Source organism: Arthrobacter sp. 9V (genome assembly GCF_902506065.1).
Lineage (GTDB): Bacteria > Actinomycetota > Actinomycetes > Actinomycetales > Micrococcaceae > Arthrobacter.
Map to the genome: position 1 here is coordinate 3418123 of NZ_LR732912.1, position 20025 is coordinate 3438147.

The window sequence follows — 20025 nt, forward strand, 5'->3', positions numbered from 1 at the left end:
GCCCGCTCTGCGCCCCAAACCGGGATCTAAGCGCGCATAGCAGGCCCCACAAGGAACAGGGCTCGCGTTGCGGGGCCCGCTCTACGCCCCAAACCGGGATCTAAGCACGCACAGCAGGCCCCACAAGGGGTGCGTAGCAAGCGTTCTTGCGTTGGAGTATGTCGGTGAGAGTTGACTCCTTGTGTTCACTTCTTGACTACAAGCTCGCTTGTGGGGCAATCTTCTTGTCATGCCCGCAACGCAGCGCTCAACGAAGAGCCACCCACGAAAACCCGGCTCACAGTCCGCTCTGCGCCACCTGAACCAGCAGCGCATTATCGAATGCCTGTTGAGCGGGCCCTCCACGCAAGCTGAGCTCTCGCGGCAGACCGGGCTTTCCACAGCCACAGTTTCCAACATCGTCAAAATCATGCAGGATGCCGGGCTGGTGTCCACGGAGCCCACCACGAGTTCCGGACGCCGGGCAACCAACGTGCGGTTGAACAGCAACGGTGCGGTAGCCGTCGGAATCGACTTTGGACGCCGCCATCTGCGGGTGGTCCTTGCCTCGCTGGGCTATCACGTCATTGCCGAGGACTACATCGAATTGCCGCTGGGCCATCAGGCTGAGGAAGGCATCGCCGCCGCCGTCCTGCTGCTGGAAAAATTGCTCCGTGAAAACGGCATTGACCGCACCGCAGTAGTGGGAGCCGGTGCGGGCATTCCGGGCCCTATTGACCGTCGATCCGGCACCGTGGCGCAAGGTGCCATCCTGCCCGAATGGGTGGGCATTGACATCCTCCACCGGCTTGAGGAAGCGCTGAACTGCCCCGTTTTTGTTGATAACGACGCGAACTTGGGCGCACTCTCCGAGGTGACCTGGGGGCCGCACAGCGGAGTTTCCAATCTGATGTTCCTCAAGATCGGTTCGGGCATCGGCGCCGGTCTGATCCTCAACGGATTTCCCTACTACGGCAACGTTGGCATCACCGGAGAAATCGGCCACGCCACCATCCACGAACACGGCCTGGTATGCCGCTGCGGCAACAGGGGTTGCCTTGAAACCATCGCGTCCACCACCACCATGATCGAGCTGTTGGGGCGCGGCCAGGAAGGGTTGCTGACGCCGCAGGACATCGTCCGCAATTGCCTCGCCGGGGACTCCGCCACCCAACGCGTAGTGGACGACGCCGGGCTGGCGGTAGGCCGCGCGCTGGGCAACGTTTCCAACCTCATCAACCCTGAAGTCATTGTTGTGGGCGGTCCGTTGGCGGGCCTCGGTGACCTCCTTTTGGACCCCATTCGAAGGGGCTTGATACGCCATGCAGTACCCGTTGTGGGAGAGACGACCCACCTCGCAATGTCCTCCCTTGGGGCACGTGCGGAAGCGCTTGGAGCAGCCGCCCTGGTGTTCCAACATGCCGGTATTACCGGTAGGTAACGAAATCGTTAGCTGGATCATGCGTTCAAGTCTTGACGACAAGACGGGTGATCCAGTTTACTTTTTGATCAGACAGCCTCGCCATTGCGGGGCCGACAACGAAGTCATGCATTGGAGGCGTAAGGGCTGATGACATCCCTCGACACGCAAGGTGATCCCATCCTCTTGGAGATGCGCTCGATCACGAAGGAATTCCCGGGCGTGAAGGCCTTGTCGAATGTGAGCCTGCGCGTGATGGCCGGAGAAATCCATGCCATCTGCGGAGAAAACGGGGCCGGTAAATCAACCCTGATGAAGGTCCTGTCCGGCGTCTACCCCTACGGCAGCTACACGGGCGACATCGTGTACCAGGCCGAGACGCAGCAGTTCAAGGACATCCGCGCAAGCGAAGCAGCCGGCATCGTGATCATCCACCAGGAACTGGCCCTGATCCCGGAACTGTCCATCATGGAGAACATCTTCCTGGGCAACGAACCCACCAAATGGGGTGTGATCGACTGGGCGGAAGCACGTAAGCGTTCCATGGAACTGCTGGCCCGCGTAGGCCTGCGCGAGGACCCTGACACCCCCATCAAGGAAATCGGCGTCGGCAAGCAGCAGTTGGTGGAAATCGCCAAGGCACTGAACAAGTCCGTTCGGCTGCTGATCCTGGACGAGCCCACCGCCGCCTTGAACGAATCCGATTCCCAGCACCTGCTGGACCTGATCCTTGGCCTCAAAGGCAAGGGCATCACATCGATCATCATTTCGCACAAGCTCAACGAGATCGAACAGATCGCGGACGAGATCACTATCATCCGCGACGGCAAATCGATCGAAACGCTGAACGTCAAGCGCGACGGCGTGGATGAGGACCGCATCATCAAGGGCATGGTGGGCAGGACGCTCGAGTCCCGCTTCCCCGATCACGAGCCCAAGATCGGTGAAGTCTTCTTCGAAGTCAAGGACTGGACGGTGGGCCACCCCCAGATCCAAGACCGCCTGATCTGCAAAGGCTCCAACTTCTACGTCCGACGCGGCGAAATTGTGGGCTTCGCCGGTCTCATGGGCGCCGGACGCACGGAACTGGCACGCTCCCTGTTCGGCCATTCGTACGGACGCTTTATCAAGGGGCAGGTGTACAAGGATGGCAAGCCGGTCAACCTCCGTACTGTCCGTGCCGCCATTGATGCGGGGCTTGGCTACGTCACAGAGGACCGCAAGTCGCTGGGCCTGAACCTGCTCGATGACATCAAGACCACCACGGTTGCTGCTGGTTTGGACAAGATCAGCAATTACAGCGTGGTGGACACCCGCAAGGAATTCTCCGTTGCTGAGGAATACCGGAAGTCACTGCGGACCAAGACTCCCTCGGTTGAGGAAGGCGTTGCGAAGCTCTCCGGCGGCAACCAGCAAAAGGTGGTGCTGGCCAAGTGGATGTTCACCGATCCGGACCTCCTGATCCTGGATGAACCCACACGCGGTATAGACGTGGGTGCCAAGTACGAGATCTACGGCATCATCCAACGGCTCGCCAACCAAGGCAAGGGAGTGATTGTCATTTCCTCGGAGCTTCCGGAGCTCCTGGGCCTGTCCGACCGCATCTACACCATTTTTGAAGGCGCCATCACCGGTGTCCTGGACAAGAACGAAGCAACCCAGGAAAGCCTCATGAAGCTCATGACTTCCGCCCGCACCACAGTCTGACCGTTGGCCCAGCCTTACCCCTTCCTGACACAAGGACCAAAACAATGAACGCGCTCAAGAAGCTATTTGGTGGCAATACCCGCCAGTTCGGCATGATCTTCGCCCTGGTGGCACTTATCGTCTTCTTCCAGATCTTCACCGGTGGCCGGACGTTGACCCCAGGCAACGTGATCAACCTGTTCAACGGCAACTCCTACATCCTGATCCTGGCAATCGGCATGGTCCTGGTCATCATCGCCGGCCACATCGACCTCTCCGTAGGTTCCGTAGCAGCATTCGTGGGCGTATCCGTTGCCCTTGCCATGCGGGATTGGGGCCTGCCCTGGTGGGCAGGCGTCCTCTTCGGCCTGCTTCTGGGCGCGGTGATCGGCGCCTGGCAAGGCCTTTGGACAGCCTACGTAGGCATACCGGCCTTCATCGTGACCCTGGCCGGCATGCTCTTGTTCCGCGGATTCAACCAGTTTGTGGGCAAGTCCAACACCATCCCCGTTTCCAAGGATTTCCAGTTCATTGGTTCGGGATACCTGCCCGAGATCGGCCCGAACACGGGCTTCAACAACCTCACACTGCTCATCGGCATTGTGGCCGCAGCCTTCGTTGTGATCATGTCCGTGCGTGCCCGTGCCGCAGCCAAAGCCCTTGGCGCCGACGTACCCGAGCTTTGGGTGGAGGTCACTAAGCTGGTCCTGATCTGCGGTGCCATCCTTTACGCGACCTACCTGTTCGCTACCGGCCGCCCCGGCACTTCTTTCCCCATCCCCGGCCTGATCCTCGCCGTGCTGGTGCTCATCTACGGTTTCATCGCTGACAAGACCGTCCTCGGCCGCCACGTTTACGCGGTGGGTGGCAACCGCCACGCAGCCGAGCTCTCCGGCGTGCAGTCCAAGAAGGTCAACTTCATGGTCATGATGAACATGTCCATCCTGGCCGGCTTGGCCGGCATGATCTTCGTTGCCCGCTCCACGGCGTCGGGCCCGTTCGACGGCGTCGGTTGGGAACTGGATGCGATCGCAGCCGTCTTCATCGGTGGCGCTGCAGTTACCGGTGGCGTTGGAACCGTGATCGGCTCGATTGTCGGTGGCCTGGTGATGGCTGTCCTGAACAACGGCCTCCAGCTCCTGGGTGTTGGTGCCGACCTCACCCAGATCATCAAGGGCCTGGTGCTCCTGGCCGCAGTCGCCTTCGATGTCTACAACAAGTCCCAGGGCAAGAGGTCCATCACGGGCATGCTGATCAAGGGTTTCCAGCGAAACAACAACGAGATCAAGCCGGACGAAGTCACGTCCACCAAAGAGGTCATCTCCAAGGAAGCGTAATCCGCTTCCATACGACTCGCTCCACCCCACCACACAGAAAGTGAACCAAGATATGCGAATGTTTGGTAAAGCAGGAAAGGCAGCAGCAGTCGCTGCCATCGCGGCACTGGCGCTGACAGCCTGCGGCCGCACTGACAGCGGCTCAAGCACCAGCACGGCAGGCGGGGAAGCGTTCCCCAAGGACTCGCTGATCGGCGTCGCACTTCCGCAGAAGACCAGTGAAAACTGGGTCCTCGCGGAGAAGCTGTTCAACGACGGCCTCACGGGTGCCGGATTCAAGGCCGACGTCCAGTTCGCCAACGGCGGCGTGTCCGAGCAGCAGAACCAGATCAGTGCCATGGTCACCAAGGGTGCCAAGGTCATCATTGTGGGAGCGATCGACGGCGCCCAGCTGGGTACGCAGCTCCAGCAGGCCAAGGACTCCGGTGCCACAGTCATTGCTTACGACCGTCTGCTTCTCAACACCGAGAACGTGGACTACTACGTGGCCTATGACAACTTCAAGGTTGGTGTCCTCCAGGGCCAGGCCCTGCTGGACGGCATGAAGGCCAAGAAGGCGTCCGGCCCGTACAACATCGAGCTCTTCGCCGGTTCCCCGGATGATGCCAACGCGAAGGTCTTCTTTGACGGCGCCATGAGCGTACTCAAGCCGAAGATCGATGATGGCACCCTCAAGGTCCTCTCCGGCCAGACCTCGTTCGAGCAGGCTGTTACCCAGGGCTGGAAGGCTGAAAACGCCCAGCGTCGCGCTGACACGCTGCTCACCGGCAGCTACGGCACCGCTTCCTTGGACGGCGTTCTTTCCCCGAACGACACCTTGGCCCGTGCAGTCCTGACCTCCGTCAAGGCCGCCGGCAAGCCGCTCCCCGTGGTGACCGGCCAGGACTCTGAAGTTGAGTCCGTGAAGTCGATCATTGCAGGCGAGCAGTACTCCACCATCAACAAGGACACCCGCAAGCTCGTTGAGCACGCCATCACCATGGTGAAGGACCTCCAGGCCGGTAAGCAGCTGGAGATCAACGACAAGGACTCCTACAAGAACGGCGTCAAGACCGTCCCCGCGTTCCTCCTGCCTCCGCAGATTGTGACCGCAGAGAACGTCAAGACCGCTTACGTTGACGATCCGGTACTCGGCCCGATCACCAAGTAGCACCTCTTCAAGCAAGCCCCGGTCCGCCATTGGTGGGCCGGGGCTTTTCGCTTTGCCAAAATTCTGCTGGATCATCGGGAACCTGCCCGGGCAAGAACCCCGGAATTCCGGGCCTCCGGATAACAGCGAAAGCGAATGATCCAGCAGAATTTCACTCCGATCTGGCGAAGTCCGGGCTTTCACAGCCCACGCATAGCTTCGGCAGGCTTCCCGCACAGCAGCACTCACGAGTCTTGGATCTGCAGCCCGCGTCCAGTGGGCCCAACAAAACTTACAGGTCAAGAGGAGAAACGTGAGCGTCCTTGCCCGAAGCGTAGGCAATGCCTTCCGCAACAAAATCAGAACGGCGGCGGTTGTTGCCGTCCTGGCCGTAGCCATTGGCCTGGCACTGGCCATGCTGGTGGCCAACCAGGCGGTGGGCGCCAAGGTCCAGGAGCTCAACGCTTCGGTTGGCACCACCCTGACAGTGAATCCGGCAGGCGGCCAAGGCTTCGAAGGCGGCGGCGAACCGCTGACGACGGCGGAGGCTGAGACTGCGGCGTCGGTGGCCAACGTGACGGCGGTAGTGGGCACCAAGGCCTTGCGTCTGCAGACTGCCACCACGGCAACCGCAGATTCAACCACCGGCACCACCCAGCAGGCCGGCCCGGGTGGTGGCTTCGGTCCCGGCGGACAGCAGGCGACGGTCAGCACCAACCTGACGGCCGCCGTCGATGCCGGTACGCTCGGCAACCGCAACGGCACCGCCGGAACAACCGGCTCAACCGGCACCCAGCCCACCCGTACCCTCCCGATCACAGCAACAGGTATCGGCGCAGAGGTGGACAGCACCGGGAAGGCTTTGGACATCACCAGCGGCACCGGACTTGGCGACTACACAGCCTCAGAAGCGAAGGCTCTGGTAGGCACGTCCTTGGCTGAGAAGAACGCCCTGAGCGTGGGCTCCACTTTCACCATCCAGGACAAAACCTTCACCGTGGCGGGGATCTTTGACGCCGGAACCACCTTTGGCAACAACGCCGTCTACGTCACCCTCCCGGAAGCCCAGACTCTGGCTGAAACGCCGAATGAACTTTCCACCATGATCGTCACGGTCAACAGCATGGAGAACGTGGACAGCACCAAAGCTGCCGTCCAGGATGCACTCGGCACGGATAAGGCCGACGTCACCCAGGGCCAGCGAAACCTCGAAACTGCCGTCAGCTCACTGGACAGCGTCAAAAACATCTCACTCATCGCTTTCATCGCAGCCCTCGCCACAGCCGGAATCATTATCCTGCTCATCATGGTCATGCTGGTCCGTGAGCGCCGCCGCGAAATCGGCGTCCTGAAGGCTATCGGCGCCCGCAACCGCACCATCGGATTGCAGTTCGTCCTCGAGTCCTTGGTGCTCGTAGCCCTGGGCAGTGTTGTGGGTGCAGTCATCGCTTCATTGGCCAGCGGCGGTATTGCGTCGGCACTCATCAGTTCGAACACCACCACGACGGCGGCAACCACCACCCAGCGCGGCGGCGGACTGGCCGGGGCCATGCCAAACGGTGGAGTTGCCGGCGGCGGGATCGGTGGCGGTTTTCCTGGCGGTGGCCAGGGTGGACCCTTCGGTGGCGCCTCCCAACTGCTCACCTCAGTGACTGCGAGCGTTTCCCCCGGCGTGCTCGCAGCCGGCATCGCGGCCGTGTTTGCCGTAGCCATCATCGGCGCGCTGGTCCCCGCATTGCTGACCGCCCGTATCCGTCCCATCGAAGTACTCCGAGGAGAATAGCCGTGATCGTAGTCAAGGACCTGGTCCGTCAGTTCAAGTCCGGAGACCGGACCATTAAACCCGTCAATGGTGTGAGCTTCGAACTCGAAAAGGGTTCGCTGGCATCCATCGTGGGCAAGAGCGGCAGTGGAAAAAGCACGCTGTTGTCCCTCCTGGGTGCACTGGACAAGCCCACCTCAGGTGACGTCGTCGTGGATGGCGTCAGCCTCGCCGGGCTGCCGGACGGCAAGCTGACCGAGTACCGCCGCCGGGACATAGGATTCGTGTTTCAGCAGTTCAACCTGATCCCCAACCTCAGCGCAGTGGACAACGTGATGCTGCCCATGGAGTTCGCCGGTGTCCGCAAAGCTTCACGTTTGAAGCGCGCCAAGGAACTGTTGGAGCAGGTTCAGTTGGACCCGGAGAAGCACTCGCGCCGCACCAACCGATTGTCGGGTGGGGAGCAGCAGCGTGTCGCGATTGCCCGGGCACTGGCCAACGAGCCCAAGCTGATCCTCGCCGATGAGCCCACCGGAAACCTCGATGAGCAAACCGGCGAGCACATCATCGAACTCCTGAGCTCGCTGAGCCGCGATCACAACACCACCATCCTGGTAGTCACGCACGACCGCAGCCTGGCGCAGAAAACCGAGCGCTGCTTCCGGCTTCAGCAGGGCCGGCTGACGGAGGAGGTCAGAACCGGATCGCGTGGATGACCCCCGCCCGGCGCACCCGTACCCGCCCGGCGCACCAGAGGTTACGGGGGCGGGCGGCGTAAAAGGGTGCGCACAAAGCACACGCTCCCCCCTGCGCTACCTCGTGCACCTGTTCCCGCCCGGCGCACCCCACCTTCCCCGCGGGCGCACCCGTACCCGCCCGGCGCACCAGAGCTTACGGGAGCGGGCGGCGTAAAGGGGTGCGCACCAAGCACACTCGCAGCCGTTGGCACGTCTACCGGAATGACTTGCCCGGAATGAGAGGATAAAGCCCATGACACTCCCTATCGCCGTGCCGTGGCTTTCCACCCAAACCAATCAGGATCCCCGGGTATCGACCGGCCGGCGCCTGAAGTGGGGTGTGGTGTCAACGGGCAACATCGCCAACAGTGTGTCCCAAGACCTGGCGCTGCTTGAGGACGCCGAGCTTTATGCAGTGAGCTCCCGCACGCAGGCTGCCGCAGATGCGTTTGCCCATACTCTTGGCTTCACTAAGGGCTACGGGGACGACGGCGGCGTACCCGGCTACCAGCGACTGTTCGAAGATCCCGCTGTGGACGTGGTGTATGTAGCGACACCGCATGCCCAGCACTTCCAGATTGCATCGGCGGCCTTGCGTGCCGGCAAGCACGTGCTTTGCGAGAAAGCCCTCACTATCAATGCCCGCGAAGCCACCGAGTTGGTGAAGCTGGCGCGGGACCAGAAGGTGTTTTTCATGGAAGCCGTATGGAGCCGGTTCCTGCCGAGTATGCAGCGCGCCTTCGAGATCGCCGCTTCCGGAGAGCTTGGACAGATCCAGTGGGTCAGCGCCGACCTCGGATTCCCTGCACCCTATGATCCGGCGGCACGAATCTGGGCTCTCAACGACGGCGGCGGAGCACTCCTGGACATCACGGTCTACCCACTGCTCTGGGCGCTGGGGACTTTGGGCTTCCCGCAGTCCGTCACCGCAATAGGCACGCTCAATGACGACGGCGTGGACAGTCAAAACGCCCTGACCCTTGGCTACGACACCGGCGCCCAGGCACAACTGACGTCCTCGCTGATGGCACATGGACCCCGGATTGCCACGGTGGCCGGCGGGCTGGGGTTCCTGCAGACCGTTGGCTCGGTGAACAACCCCCGCGAACTGCTGATCCGGATTGGTTGGGACGAGCCGCGCCGCGAGCGGTTTGACGTGGTGGGCATCGGCTACACCTATGAACTCCGTGAGGTCACTCGTTGCATCCAGCGGGGCGTCACCGAAAGCCCTGTCATGCCGCTGGAAGACTCGGTCAACGTCATGCGCCTCTTTGACGGCGTGAGGTCACAGCTGGGCATCCGGTACCCCAACGACGCCCGGTAAGTTGGTCGGGCCCGCGGGGCTCGTGCCGCCGTCGTGAGTTAACGCGACTGTGTTAACGGCGGGCCGGTTGCCGCGCCAGTTTGCGGTCCAAGGACAGTGCTCCAGGCCCGAGGAACACAAAGGCGATGGAGATGGCAACGTAAATGATCAGGAGTTCGGCGGTGACACCGGACTTATCGGTGAGCAGGGGCTTGCCCGCTTCCGTCACGAACCAGATCCCCGCGAACATGATCGCCGCCAGAAATCCTGCCACCCGGGTCAGTGCACCAAGAACCAGGAGCAGACCGAGACCCAGCTCGCCCGCGATCACCAGCCAGGCAACAATCTCCGGCCGCTGCACACCCATGGCGGCCACAGAAGCGGCAAACGCAGCATGCCCGGCCATGAACTTCTGGAAGCCGTGCACCATCAGGAGCGCGCCGAACACCACACGAAGGATCGTGACGCCGCGGGCAGAGGACGTGGGAGACGGGTGCAGGAATTTCACGGGTTCCAATCTTCCATGCCGCCAACCAGTCCATCAAGTCGTTCCAGTTCGACTCCATGCTCACGCACATTCTGATCGTGCTGGTGCTGATCATTGTGGTGGACCAGTTCTCCGCGTGGATCCGCAGGCGCCTGGCCGCGTAACGCTGCATGGCTGACCCAACTGGGGGACAGCACATGCTCCATTGAGCCCTCATTACGACGTTTGCTGTCCCCCAGTTGGGTGAGTGGGGGCAGAATGGGAGGTGGCCACAAATTGTGGCTGCGGTTCTGAAGTGGGCCAACGGTGGATGGAGCAGGCATGCAGGTTGACGTTGTAGTTGTTGGCGGAGGAGCCATGGGATCGGCTGCCGCCTGGCAACTCGCCCGGGCAGGGCGCTCGGTGGTTCTGTTGGAGCAGTTCGAGGCCGGACATCACATCGGGGCTTCGCACGGCGCCACCCGCAACTTCAACACCGCCTACGCCGAGGCCGACTACCTGGACCTCCTGGCCGAGTCCAAGATTCTGTGGGATGAGCTTGCGGCCGAAAACGGCGCACCGCTTCTGGACATGGTGGGCCTGGTCAACCACGGAAACGTCCCCCAGCTGAAGCAAGTGCGGGAAGCCCACCAGGCCCGCGGGATCGAGAGCCACTTCATTTCCCCCGATGAGGCCGCCAACCGCTGGCTGGGAATGAACTTCGCCACCGACGTCCTCTTTGTGCCGGGCTCAGGCCGGATCCGTTCGGCTGACGCCCTTGTGGCCCTGCGCAAGTCAGCCGAGGCCCACGGTGCGGTGTTCCACTACTCGACGCCGGTCAAGGACATCCGCGTCAACGGCAGCGAGTCCGCCGTGGTGGTGACAGAGGAGGTGGAGTACACCGCCAGCCGGGTAGTGGTCACGGCCGGCGCTTGGACCCCGAAACTCATTGGCAAGCTCACTGACCTGCCGGCGTTGGTGGTCACCCAGGAGCAGCCCGCCCACTTCACACCCACGGACAACACGCTGGTGTGGCCGAGCTTCAACCACAGCCCGGACCCCGATCCGAACAATGAAGCATACGAGTACTGGTACAGCCCCGTGTACGGCATGCTCACCCCCGGCGAAGGCGTGAAGGCGGGCTGGCACGGCGTGGGCCCGGTCATGGATCCGGACGAGCGCACGTTCGAGCCCATCCCCCACCAGATGGAAGCGTTGGTGCGCTACGCAGAAGAGTGGCTTCCCGGCGTCGACCCTTCCACCGCGGTTCCCATCAGCTGCACGTACACCACCACGCCCAACGAGGATTTTGTGCTGGACCACTTCGGCCCGCTGGTGGTGGGCGCCGGTTTCTCCGGTCACGGTTTCAAGTTCACGCCCGCTATCGGCCGGGTGCTGAAGGACATCGTCGACGGCGGCATGGCACCTGAGCGGTTCCGCGCGGACCGCTGAATACACGCTTAAAAGGAACCGGCCCGCAGGCATTGCCTGCGGGCCGGTTTCGTTATGCCGGACCTACTTCTTCAGGTCCGCGAGAACCTTGTTGAACGTAGCTGACGGACGCATGATCTCAGCGGCCTTGGCGGCGTCCGGACGGTAGTAACCGCCGAGGTCCACCGCGGGACCCTGGACTGCGGCAAGCTCGCCCACGATTGCTTCTTCGTTGGAGGTCAGGGCTTCAGCGATTGCTGCGAAGTCCTTTGCCAACTCGGCGTCTTCGGTCTGCTTGGCCAGTTCCTGGGCCCAGTAGGTGGCCAGGTAGAAGTGGCTTCCACGGTTGTCCAGCTCGCCAACGCTGCGGCGCGGGGACTTGTTTTCCAGCAGGAACGTGCCCGTGGCGCGGTCCAGCGTGTCCGCCAGGACCTGTGCGCGGGCGTTGCCTGTGGTGGTGGCAAGGTGCTCGAAGCTGACGGCCAGTGCAAGGAACTCGCCCAGGCTGTCCCAGCGGAGGTGGTTTTCCTTGACCAACTGCTGGACGTGCTTGGGAGCGGAGCCACCGGCGCCGGTCTCGAACAGGCCGCCACCATTGATCAGCGGAACGACGGAAAGCATCTTGGCGCTGGTGCCGAGCTCGAGGATCGGGAACAGGTCCGTGAGGTAGTCGCGGAGGACGTTACCGGTAACGGAAATGGTGTCCTCGCCCTTGCGGATGCGCTCCAAGGTGAAGGCCGTGGCCTCAACCGGGGAAAGGATCTTGATGTCCAAGCCCTCGGTGTCGTGGTCCTTGAGGTACTCGTTGACCTTGGCGATCAGGTTTGCGTCGTGCGCGCGGGTCTCGTCCAGCCAGAACACAGCGGGGGTCTGGGAAGCGCGGGCACGGGTGACGGCCAGCTTCACCCAGTCGCGGACCGGGATGTCCTTGGTCTGGCATGCGCGCCAGATGTCGCCCGGGAAGACCTGGTGCTCGGTAAGGACGTTGCCCTTGCTGTCCACGAGCTGGACCGTACCGGCTGCCTGGATCTCGAAGGTTTTGTCGTGGCTGCCGTATTCTTCGGCTGCCTGTGCCATGAGGCCCACGTTGGGAACGGTGCCCATGGTGGTGGGATCGAACGCACCGTTGGCGCGGCAGTCGTCCAGGACAACCTGATAGATACCGGCGTAGGAGCTGTCCGGGATCACGGCCAGGGTGTCAGCTTCCTTGCCGTCCGGGCCCCACATGTGGCCGGAGGAGCGGATCATGGCAGGCATGGAGGCGTCAACAATGATGTCTGACGGGACGTGCAGGCTGGTGATGCCCTTGTCGGAATCGACCATTGCCAGTGCGGGACCGTCTTGGAGGCCCTTGGTGATGGCTGCCTTGACGCCTTCGCGGACGTCCTCGGGCAGCTCTTCCAAGCCACTGAGGATGGCTGCCAGACCGTTGTTGGGGCTGATGCCTGCGGCGGCGAGCTGCTTGCCGTACGTCTCGAACAGCTCGGAGAAGTAAGCCTTCACCACGTGCCCGAAGATGATGGGGTCGGAGACCTTCATCATGGTGGCCTTCAGGTGTGCGGAGAAGAGGACGCCCTCTTCCTTGGCGCGGGCAACCTGTGCCTTGAGGAACTCGTCCAGGGCGTCGGCGCGGAGCACGGTGGCGTCCACAACTTCGCCGGCCAGGACCGGGAAGTCCTTCTTGAGGACCTTGGTGCTGCCGTCTTCGCGGACCAGCTGGATGGTCAGGGAATCGTCAGCTTTGAGGACAACGGACTTCTCATTGGAGCGGAAGTCATTCTCGCCCATGGTGGCAACGTTGGTCTTGGAATCAGCGGACCAGGCGCCCATGGAGTGCGGGTTCTGGCGGGCGTAGTTCTTCACCGACAGGGGTGCGCGGCGGTCAGAGTTGCCTTCACGCAGCACCGGGTTCACAGCGGAGCCCTTGATTTTGTCGTAGCGCGAGCGGATGTCCGTCTCGGTGTCCGAGGAGGGGTTGTCCGGGTAGTCCGGGAGGGCGTAGCCCTGGGCCTGGAGCTCGGCGATGGCAGCCTTGAGCTGCGGCACGGAGGCGCTGATGTTGGGCAGCTTGATGATGTTGGCTTCCGGCTGCTTTGCCAGTTCACCAAGTTCAGCAAGGGCGTTGCCCGTGCGCTGTTCTTCAGTCAGGAAATCACCGAAGACGGCGATGATGCGGCCGGCCAGCGAAATATCGCGGGTCTCCACCTCTACACCTGCGGTGGAGGCATACGCTTCAACAATCGGCAGGAATGAGTACGTTGCCAGCATCGGCGCTTCGTCTGTGTGGGTATAGATAATCTTGGCCATTGGCGGGGTTCTCCCTGAAAGTCTGCAGATTTCAACATCTCCTAACTTACCCGAGTAGACCGTTTTGACGGCTCTTCGTGTCCGGGATCACGTGTTCGTTACCACTCTCCGGCGATTAACGCCCGACGGCGGCCTGACCGCCGCTGCTGCCGCCCGGCGTCGGGCGCTGACTGCCCGCCGCGGCAGAACCCGTCACCTGACCGGCACCTCGCCACTTGACGAAGAAGTGACAGCAAATTATCACAAAGTATGAAACATCTCTTTACAAACTTGTCATACGTTCGATACCTTCGATCTCGTCAGTCGGCGGTCGCCATCACTGACCGCCTCACTCCCTCGATAGGTAGGAACAACGTGACAAAAACCAAGACCCTGGCCACAAGCCTGCTGAGTCTGTCCGCTGCCGCAATCCTGGCGCTGGTTGGAACCACCAGCGCCAACGCGGCACCGGTCAACACCACAGACTCCAGCGGCGCTGCGGTCAGCAGCCATGCAGTGTCCGATGCCGGCGCTGCAGACTACTGGACACCCGAACGCATGAAGAACGCCAAATCCGGTGACATCCTTGGCGCCAAGGCGCTTGAACGCGGGAAGCTCCTCGGCAAAGCCCCGGTCACCGAAGCCCCGGGCGTCGTCAGCAGCATCGCCGGACAGGCCCCGGCAACGGACTCCAAGGCCATTGACCGCAAAGTGAACCAGAGCGAAACACCGGTCAAGCACATCGGCAAAATCTTCTTCACCCTGGGCGGCTCCAACTACGTCTGCTCCGGCAACTCAGTGACGGCCGCCAACAAGAGCACCGTCTCCACCGCCGGCCACTGCGTCAACGAAGGCCCCGGCGCCTACGCAACCAACTTCGTCTTCGTGCCCGCCTACCTCAACGGCGCAGCACCCTACGGGAAGTGGACGGCAAAGGCGCTGTACTCCCCCACCCAATGGGCTTCCAACGGCAACATGCAGTACGACACCGCCTTCGCCGTCATGAACACCCTCAACGGCCAGCGCCTCGCCGATGTTGTAGGTTCCTCCGGCGTCCAGTTCAACGCCGCCCGCGGCCTGAGCTACAAGTCCTTCGGCTACCCTGCAGCCTCGCCCTTCAACGGTGAATCGCTGAAGAGCTGCTCCGGCAAAGCCACCAACGATCCCTACAACCCGCAGTTCAACAGCCAGGGAATCCCCTGCAACATGACCGGCGGGTCCTCGGGCGGTCCGTGGTTCATCGGCACCAGCTCCACCGGCTACCAGAACTCCGTAAACAGCTACGGATACGGCAGCAACTCCACCACCATGTACGGCCCGTACTGGGGCACCGTGATCCAGTCCACCTACAACACCGCATCGGCTTCGTAGCAGACACTCTTTTGTAGGCACGTCCCTGTTAAATACGTGTTAAGCACGACGGCGGCCGTCCCCTTCCGGGGGCGGCCGCCGTTGCGTTGTGGTGCTTCTAGTGGAAGAAGTGGCGCGCGCCGGTGAAGTACATCGTGATGCCTGCAGCGTTGGCTGCGGCGATGACTTCCTCGTCGCGGACGGAACCGCCCGGCTGGACTACGGCGCGGACACCGGCGTCGATCAGGATCTGCAGCCCGTCAGCGAACGGGAAGAACGCGTCCGAGGATGCAACGGCGCCGCGTGCACGCTCAGGTGCGTCGCCGCCGCTGGTGTTGGACGCACCGCCCGCACCTTCGACGTCGGACTCTACCTTCACGCCCAGAGTGTTGGCGCGCTCCACGGCCAGGCGGCAGGAATCCAGGCGGTTGACCTGGCCCATGCCGATGCCCACAGCTGCACCGTGGTTGGCGATCAGGATGGCGTTGGACTTGGCTGCACGGCAAGCAGTCCACGCGAAGGCGAGATCAGCGAGGGTTGCCTCGTCTGCAGCTTCGCCGGCGGCAAGGGTCCAGTTGGCGGGGTTGTCGCCGTCGGCGTCTACCTTGTCGCTCATCTGGACCAGGACGCCACCGGAAACCTGGCGCATCTCGGACGGGTACCGGCCGTAGCCCTCGGGCAGGGCGAGGAGGCGGATGTTCTTCTTCTTGGAGAGGATCTCCACCGCTTCAGGCTCGAAGTCCGGGGCGATGACAACCTCGGTGAAGATGTCAGCAACCGTGCGGGCCATGCCTGCGGTGACGGTGCGGTTCGCCGCAATCACGCCGCCGAAAGCGGAGACGGGATCGCAAGCGTGTGCCTTGGCGTGAGCGTCGGCAATCGGATCGGCAGCGTCGGCGGAACCAACAGCCACACCGCACGGGTTCGCGTGCTTGATGATGGCAACGGCCGGCTCAGCGAAGTCGAAGGCAGCGCGGAGGGCGGCATCGGCGTCGACGAAGTTGTTGTAGCTCATGGCCTTGCCGTGCAGCTGATCGGCCTGGGCGATGCCCGCCGGAGCGGCCTTGTCCACGTAGAGCGCAGCCTGCTGGTGCGGGTTTTCGCCGTAACGGAGGACCTCGGAGCGTTCCAGGGACAGGCCGGCGTAGGCGGGCCAGTCAATGATGCCGTCGCCGTCTTCGTCCAGGAACTGGCTGGCAGTCCAGGAAGCAACGGCATTGTCATAGCTGGCCGTGTGCGCGAAAGCCTTCGCAGCCAGGCGGCGGCGGGTGTTGAGGTCGAATCCGCCGTGGGCCGCGGCGTCGACAACGGCGCCGTAGAAGTTCGGGTCCGTGACGATTGCGACGGCGGCGTGGTTCTTCGCAGCCGAACGCACCATGGCGGGGCCTCCGATGTCGATCTGCTCCACCACGTCATCCTGCGGTGCGCCGGACTTCACGGTCTCCACGAACGGGTACAGGTTCACCACAACGAGGTCGAAAGTCTCGATCTCCATGCCCGCGAGGGTTTCCATGTGGGAGGGGACGCGACGGTCAGCCAGGATGCCGCCATGCACGCGCGGGTGCAGGGTCTTGACGCGGCCGTCCAGCATTTCCGGGGAGCCGGTGACTTCCTCGACTTCCTTGACCGGGATGCCGGCGGCGGCGATCTTCTTGGCGGTGGAGCCGGTGGAAACAATGGCGACGCCGGCTGCGTGCAGGCCCTTCGCGAGCTCCTCCAGTCCCGTCTTGTCGTAAACCGAGATCAGTGCACGGCGGATGGGAACACGGTCAAGCTGCGTCAAGCTCACAAAAGTCTCCGTCTTAGTTCGCGTAGATATCGCGGGTGGTATCGCGGGTGGTGGGATACGGGCAGTTTATCGTGTTTCGTGGTTGGGCCGGTTTTGCGTCTTTGTCATCCCCCCTTGCGTTGCGGGGCCCACTCTGCGTGCCTCTAGTGGCACGAGGCCCGCACACCAGGCCCCACAAACCCACCCCCGTGCGTTGCGGGGCCCACTTTGCATGCCATTCGCCGCGTGAGGCACGCACACCAGGCCCCACAAATCCACCCCCTGCGTTGCGGGGCCCGCTTTGCGTGCCATTCGCGGCGCGTGGCGCGCACACCAGGCCCCACAAACCTGGAGCAGGCGAGGAATTACGACGACGGTCCCCGCCACCCGCGCGATGCCAACGCATCGCGCACCTTACGTTCAGCGTTGGCCCATCCGCCCTTCATCTGAACATCCGAGAACTTCAACACAATCCATCCCTGGGCACGAAGCCGATCGTCACGCTCGATGTCCTTTCCCCACTGGACAGGGTCAGAGCGGTGATGATCGCCCTCGTACTCCATCGCAATTTTGTATTCCGTGTATTGGAGGTCGGGCGTCGACATGTATCTCCCGTGCTCGTCATAGATCGGCACGGTAATCGCTGGCTCCGGCAGCCCGGCGTCGACGATTTTTACCCGCAGTTTCGACTCTTGGGGCGAATCCACCCCTGACCTAAGCAACGGCAGAATTTCCCGGGCCATCCTGATTCCCTTGACCTTGGGGCGCCGGTCAACTATTTCCTGAATCGCTTCGATCGACGACAACGGATTCTCTCGCGCCAACAGAAAATCTCCGGCTGCCACGAGCGATTCCCGTCCCACGCGTCTGGCCAGGTCTACCCAAGTCCATTCGGGCGAGGTCAGCCGGACTCCGTTCACCTCACGAACGTCCCGCGCCAAGAGCGGTGCCCGGTGCCCGACCACACCTCGGCGCTTAACTCTGCCGATCTCTTGCCGGCGTGTTACATGGATCAGTCCGGTGTTGCCCTCTTCTTCCAGGTAGATGGGGAGGGGAATGTTCCAGAGCAGCGCAGCGGTGACATGGCTGACGGCGCAGCGCGGGGTGATGGCCGTGTGTAGCCGAGCGAGAAGTTCCAAGTCGAGTTCATTCACGTTGGCTAGACGAATACCCCGACTCGGCGTCAGAAGGTCCTTCGTTTGTAGACGCCAACGCGGCACACCGGCAGCGTAGGCATCGGCCACCAGAAAGCCTCGAGGGTCCACGTCCATTGGCAAGGGGGTGATTTTCTGCATTGGACCATGCTTGCGGGAAACGATGGCTCGCATTCGGTTATCCACAGAAATCGCCCTTAGAGAGACTCCCGACTACTCCTCCACAGGATTTGCGAGGCCCGCTTTGCGCCCCAAAACACCCACCAACCACGCAGAGCGGGCCCCACAACATAGGGTTGATCCATGGAAGCCACCGAGGTTGTTCTTGTTGCCGATGTTGGGAAGAGCCGTTGCCGCGTGGAGTTGCGCAGCGGTACGGAATTGCTGGGCGCCGCCGATCAGCACGGCTTCCCCGGGGTGCACATGGACGACGGGCCCACCCTCGCGTTCGAACTCCTCCTTGAGACGGTCAGCCTGCTTCCGCCGGGGCTACCCGTTGGCGCGATCACCAGCGTTGGCGCAGCCGTTGCCGGCGTTGAGGCGTCCGCGGAAAAGTCGCAGGAACTCGCCACCATGTTGTCCCAAAGATTCAGTGTCCCCGCAGCGGTCCTTTCTGACGCCACGGCCGCCCAGCTCGGCGCGCTCCAAGGCGCCCCCGGAACAACGCTTATTGTGGGCACGGGCGCGGTGGCCTTCCGCTTCGATGAAGCCGGCGTCCTGCACCGGGCCGACGGTTGGGGTCCCTACCTTGGCGATCGCGGCAGCGGTCGGTGGATCGGCCAGCAGGGTCTGCAGGCAGTTCTTGAAGCGCACGACGGCGGCCCTGCCACGTCGTTGTCAACTGCGGCCGGCGCTTTGGTGGAGTCGCCGGAAATGCTTCCGGGCTGGCTCACGGCCAACGAGAACCCATACCGCGCAATGGCCCGTTTCGCGCCGCTGGTTCTGCAGGCAGCGGAGGCGGGTGACGCCGTCGCGCATCACATCATCGCCGAGGCGTGCCGCATTCTGACCCGTACCGTCAAGCTGGCGAGTGGCGATGACGCCGGTTCGCCCCGCGTGGCGCTTCTGGGCGGAGTGGTGGGATCGGACTTCTTTGCCGCGCTCTTGCGGAAGTCCCTCGCTTCGGCTGGGATTGAGGTGGTGGCGCCGCTGGGCGATGGCTTGGACGGTGCCGCTCTCGCTGCGACGCGCCGCGGGCTCATCCAGGAAAGGTACATCCACCGTGACGGAACAAACTGGCCCGACTAACGCAGACAATCTAGCGGGCCTGCGCACGGAACTCGCCGGATTGCAGACCGAGGCCACGGCCGAGGGCCTGGAAAACCTGGACATCCTTGGCACTGAAGAACTCGTCGCAGCGATGCTTGCCCACAGTGCAGGAGTACATGCGGCCGTCGAGGCTGCCAGCCCGGCAATTGTTCAAACGGTCGACGCCGTTGCGGAGCGACTCCAGCGCGGTGGCCGCCTTTTGTATGTGGGAGCCGGAACGGCCGGCCGGCTGGGTGTGCTGGATGCAAGCGAGTGCCCGCCGACGTTCGGCACCCCGCCGGGGCTCGTCGTGGGACTTATTGCGGGCGGCACCAAGGCGATCCAGCATCCGGTGGAGTATGCCGAGGACAACGCTACTGCGGGCGCGCGGGACCTGCACGATGTCAACGTGACCGAAGCCGACGCCGTCGTGGGTATTACAGCTTCGGGCCGGACGCCATACGTGATCGGCGCGCTGGAAGAAGCTCGCAAGCGTGGGGCGTTTACGGCGTCGCTGGCGTGCAACAAGGGCTCCGCCGTGAGCCATCTGGCGGATGCCGCCATTGAGGTTGTTGTGGGTCCGGAGTTCATCGCGGGCTCAACCAGGCTGAATTCGGGTACGGCCCAGAAACTTGTCCTCAACATGATCAGCACGCTGGTGATGGTCAAGCTCGGCAAGACGTACGGGAACCTGATGGTGGACCTTCGTGCCACGAATGAGAAGCTGCTGGCCCGCTCGCAACGGACGGTTCAGCATGCCACCGGTGTGTCCGCCCAGGAAGCTGCCACCGCTTTGGACTCCGTTGGCGGTTCTGTGAAGGCAGCCATTTTGGTGCTCCTGACAGGCATCGAGGCTGGTCAGGCCAAGGGTGCTTTGGAAGAAGCCGGCGGTTTCCTGCGGAGGGCCATCGAGAACCGGAAGTAACGCGGACGGCAGCGTTGGCCCCAGCGCATAAAGTTGCATGCAGG

Annotated in this window: 15 protein-coding genes; 11 read left to right on the forward strand and 4 right to left on the reverse strand. The window is 62.7% G+C overall.

The window, feature by feature from the left end; genetic code table 11:
* Positions 1-229: 229 nt before the first annotated feature.
* From BACI9J_RS15645 to BACI9J_RS15675, 7 genes are all read left to right on the forward strand, one after another.
* Positions 230-1420: an ROK family transcriptional regulator gene (locus BACI9J_RS15645; RefSeq protein ID WP_159735185.1), complete on the forward strand. Its 1191-nt coding sequence runs from the start codon at positions 230-232 to the stop codon at positions 1418-1420.
* A gap of 129 nt (positions 1421-1549) precedes the next feature.
* Positions 1550-3106 carry a multiple monosaccharide ABC transporter ATP-binding protein gene (gene mmsA, locus BACI9J_RS15650; RefSeq protein WP_159735186.1) on the forward strand — a complete coding sequence of 519 codons (1557 nt, stop codon included), beginning with the start codon at positions 1550-1552 and terminating at the stop codon, positions 3104-3106.
* A gap of 44 nt (positions 3107-3150) precedes the next feature.
* On the forward strand, positions 3151-4422 hold the full coding sequence (gene mmsB, locus BACI9J_RS15655; RefSeq protein WP_159735187.1) for a multiple monosaccharide ABC transporter permease: 1272 nt from the start codon (positions 3151-3153) through the stop codon (positions 4420-4422).
* Between the two features lie 52 nt (positions 4423-4474).
* Positions 4475-5572 (forward strand): substrate-binding domain-containing protein, encoded by a 1098-nt coding sequence (locus tag BACI9J_RS15660; RefSeq protein WP_159735188.1) that lies wholly within the window; start codon positions 4475-4477, stop codon positions 5570-5572.
* Positions 5573-5864: 292 nt separating this feature from the next.
* The gene (locus BACI9J_RS15665) at positions 5865-7334 is read left to right on the forward strand and encodes an ABC transporter permease (protein ID WP_159735189.1); all 1470 of its coding nucleotides are present in this window, start codon (positions 5865-5867) and stop codon (positions 7332-7334) included.
* 2 nt (positions 7335-7336) lie between these two features.
* Positions 7337-8029 (forward strand): ABC transporter ATP-binding protein, encoded by a 693-nt coding sequence (locus BACI9J_RS15670; protein ID WP_159735190.1) that lies wholly within the window; start codon positions 7337-7339, stop codon positions 8027-8029.
* Between the two features lie 274 nt (positions 8030-8303).
* Positions 8304-9374 carry a Gfo/Idh/MocA family protein gene (locus tag BACI9J_RS15675; protein WP_159735191.1) on the forward strand — a complete coding sequence of 357 codons (1071 nt, stop codon included), beginning with the start codon at positions 8304-8306 and terminating at the stop codon, positions 9372-9374.
* 52 nt (positions 9375-9426) lie between these two features.
* Here the strand turns inward: BACI9J_RS15675 and BACI9J_RS15680 are convergent, their stop codons facing one another.
* Positions 9427-9861 (reverse strand): DoxX family protein, encoded by a 435-nt coding sequence (locus tag BACI9J_RS15680; protein ID WP_159735192.1) that lies wholly within the window; start codon positions 9859-9861, stop codon positions 9427-9429.
* Between the two features lie 300 nt (positions 9862-10161).
* On the opposite strand from BACI9J_RS15680, the gene BACI9J_RS15685 reads away from it, so the two are divergent.
* Positions 10162-11271: an FAD-dependent oxidoreductase gene (locus BACI9J_RS15685; RefSeq protein WP_159735193.1), complete on the forward strand. Its 1110-nt coding sequence runs from the start codon at positions 10162-10164 to the stop codon at positions 11269-11271.
* Positions 11272-11334: 63 nt separating this feature from the next.
* Here the strand turns inward: BACI9J_RS15685 and BACI9J_RS15690 are convergent, their stop codons facing one another.
* Positions 11335-13557, reverse strand: a complete 2223-nt coding sequence (locus BACI9J_RS15690) for an NADP-dependent isocitrate dehydrogenase (protein WP_159735194.1) — start codon at positions 13555-13557, stop codon at positions 11335-11337.
* A gap of 249 nt (positions 13558-13806) precedes the next feature.
* On the opposite strand from BACI9J_RS15690, the gene BACI9J_RS15695 reads away from it, so the two are divergent.
* Positions 13807-14907: a hypothetical protein gene (locus BACI9J_RS15695; RefSeq protein WP_159735195.1), complete on the forward strand. Its 1101-nt coding sequence runs from the start codon at positions 13807-13809 to the stop codon at positions 14905-14907.
* Positions 14908-15004: 97 nt separating this feature from the next.
* On the opposite strand, the gene purH is transcribed toward BACI9J_RS15695, so the two are convergent.
* Together purH and BACI9J_RS15705 are read right to left on the reverse strand one after the other, a co-directional pair.
* Positions 15005-16675 (reverse strand): bifunctional phosphoribosylaminoimidazolecarboxamide formyltransferase/IMP cyclohydrolase, encoded by a 1671-nt coding sequence (gene purH / locus BACI9J_RS15700; RefSeq protein WP_159735196.1) that lies wholly within the window; start codon positions 16673-16675, stop codon positions 15005-15007.
* Positions 16676-17019: 344 nt separating this feature from the next.
* Entirely contained in the window at positions 17020-17949 is a 930-nt protein-coding gene (locus BACI9J_RS15705) for a hypothetical protein (RefSeq protein ID WP_201296593.1), read from the reverse strand.
* A 162-nt stretch (positions 17950-18111) separates the two neighbouring features.
* On the opposite strand from BACI9J_RS15705, the gene BACI9J_RS15710 reads away from it, so the two are divergent.
* On the forward strand, positions 18112-19056 hold the full coding sequence (locus BACI9J_RS15710) for an N-acetylglucosamine kinase (RefSeq protein ID WP_159735198.1): 945 nt from the start codon (positions 18112-18114) through the stop codon (positions 19054-19056).
* Complete coding sequence (gene murQ / locus BACI9J_RS15715; protein WP_159735199.1) at positions 19031-19981, forward strand: N-acetylmuramic acid 6-phosphate etherase; 951 nt, start codon at positions 19031-19033, stop codon at positions 19979-19981. Before BACI9J_RS15710 ends, murQ begins: the two co-directional genes overlap by 26 nt.
* Positions 19982-20025 lie beyond the last annotated feature (44 nt).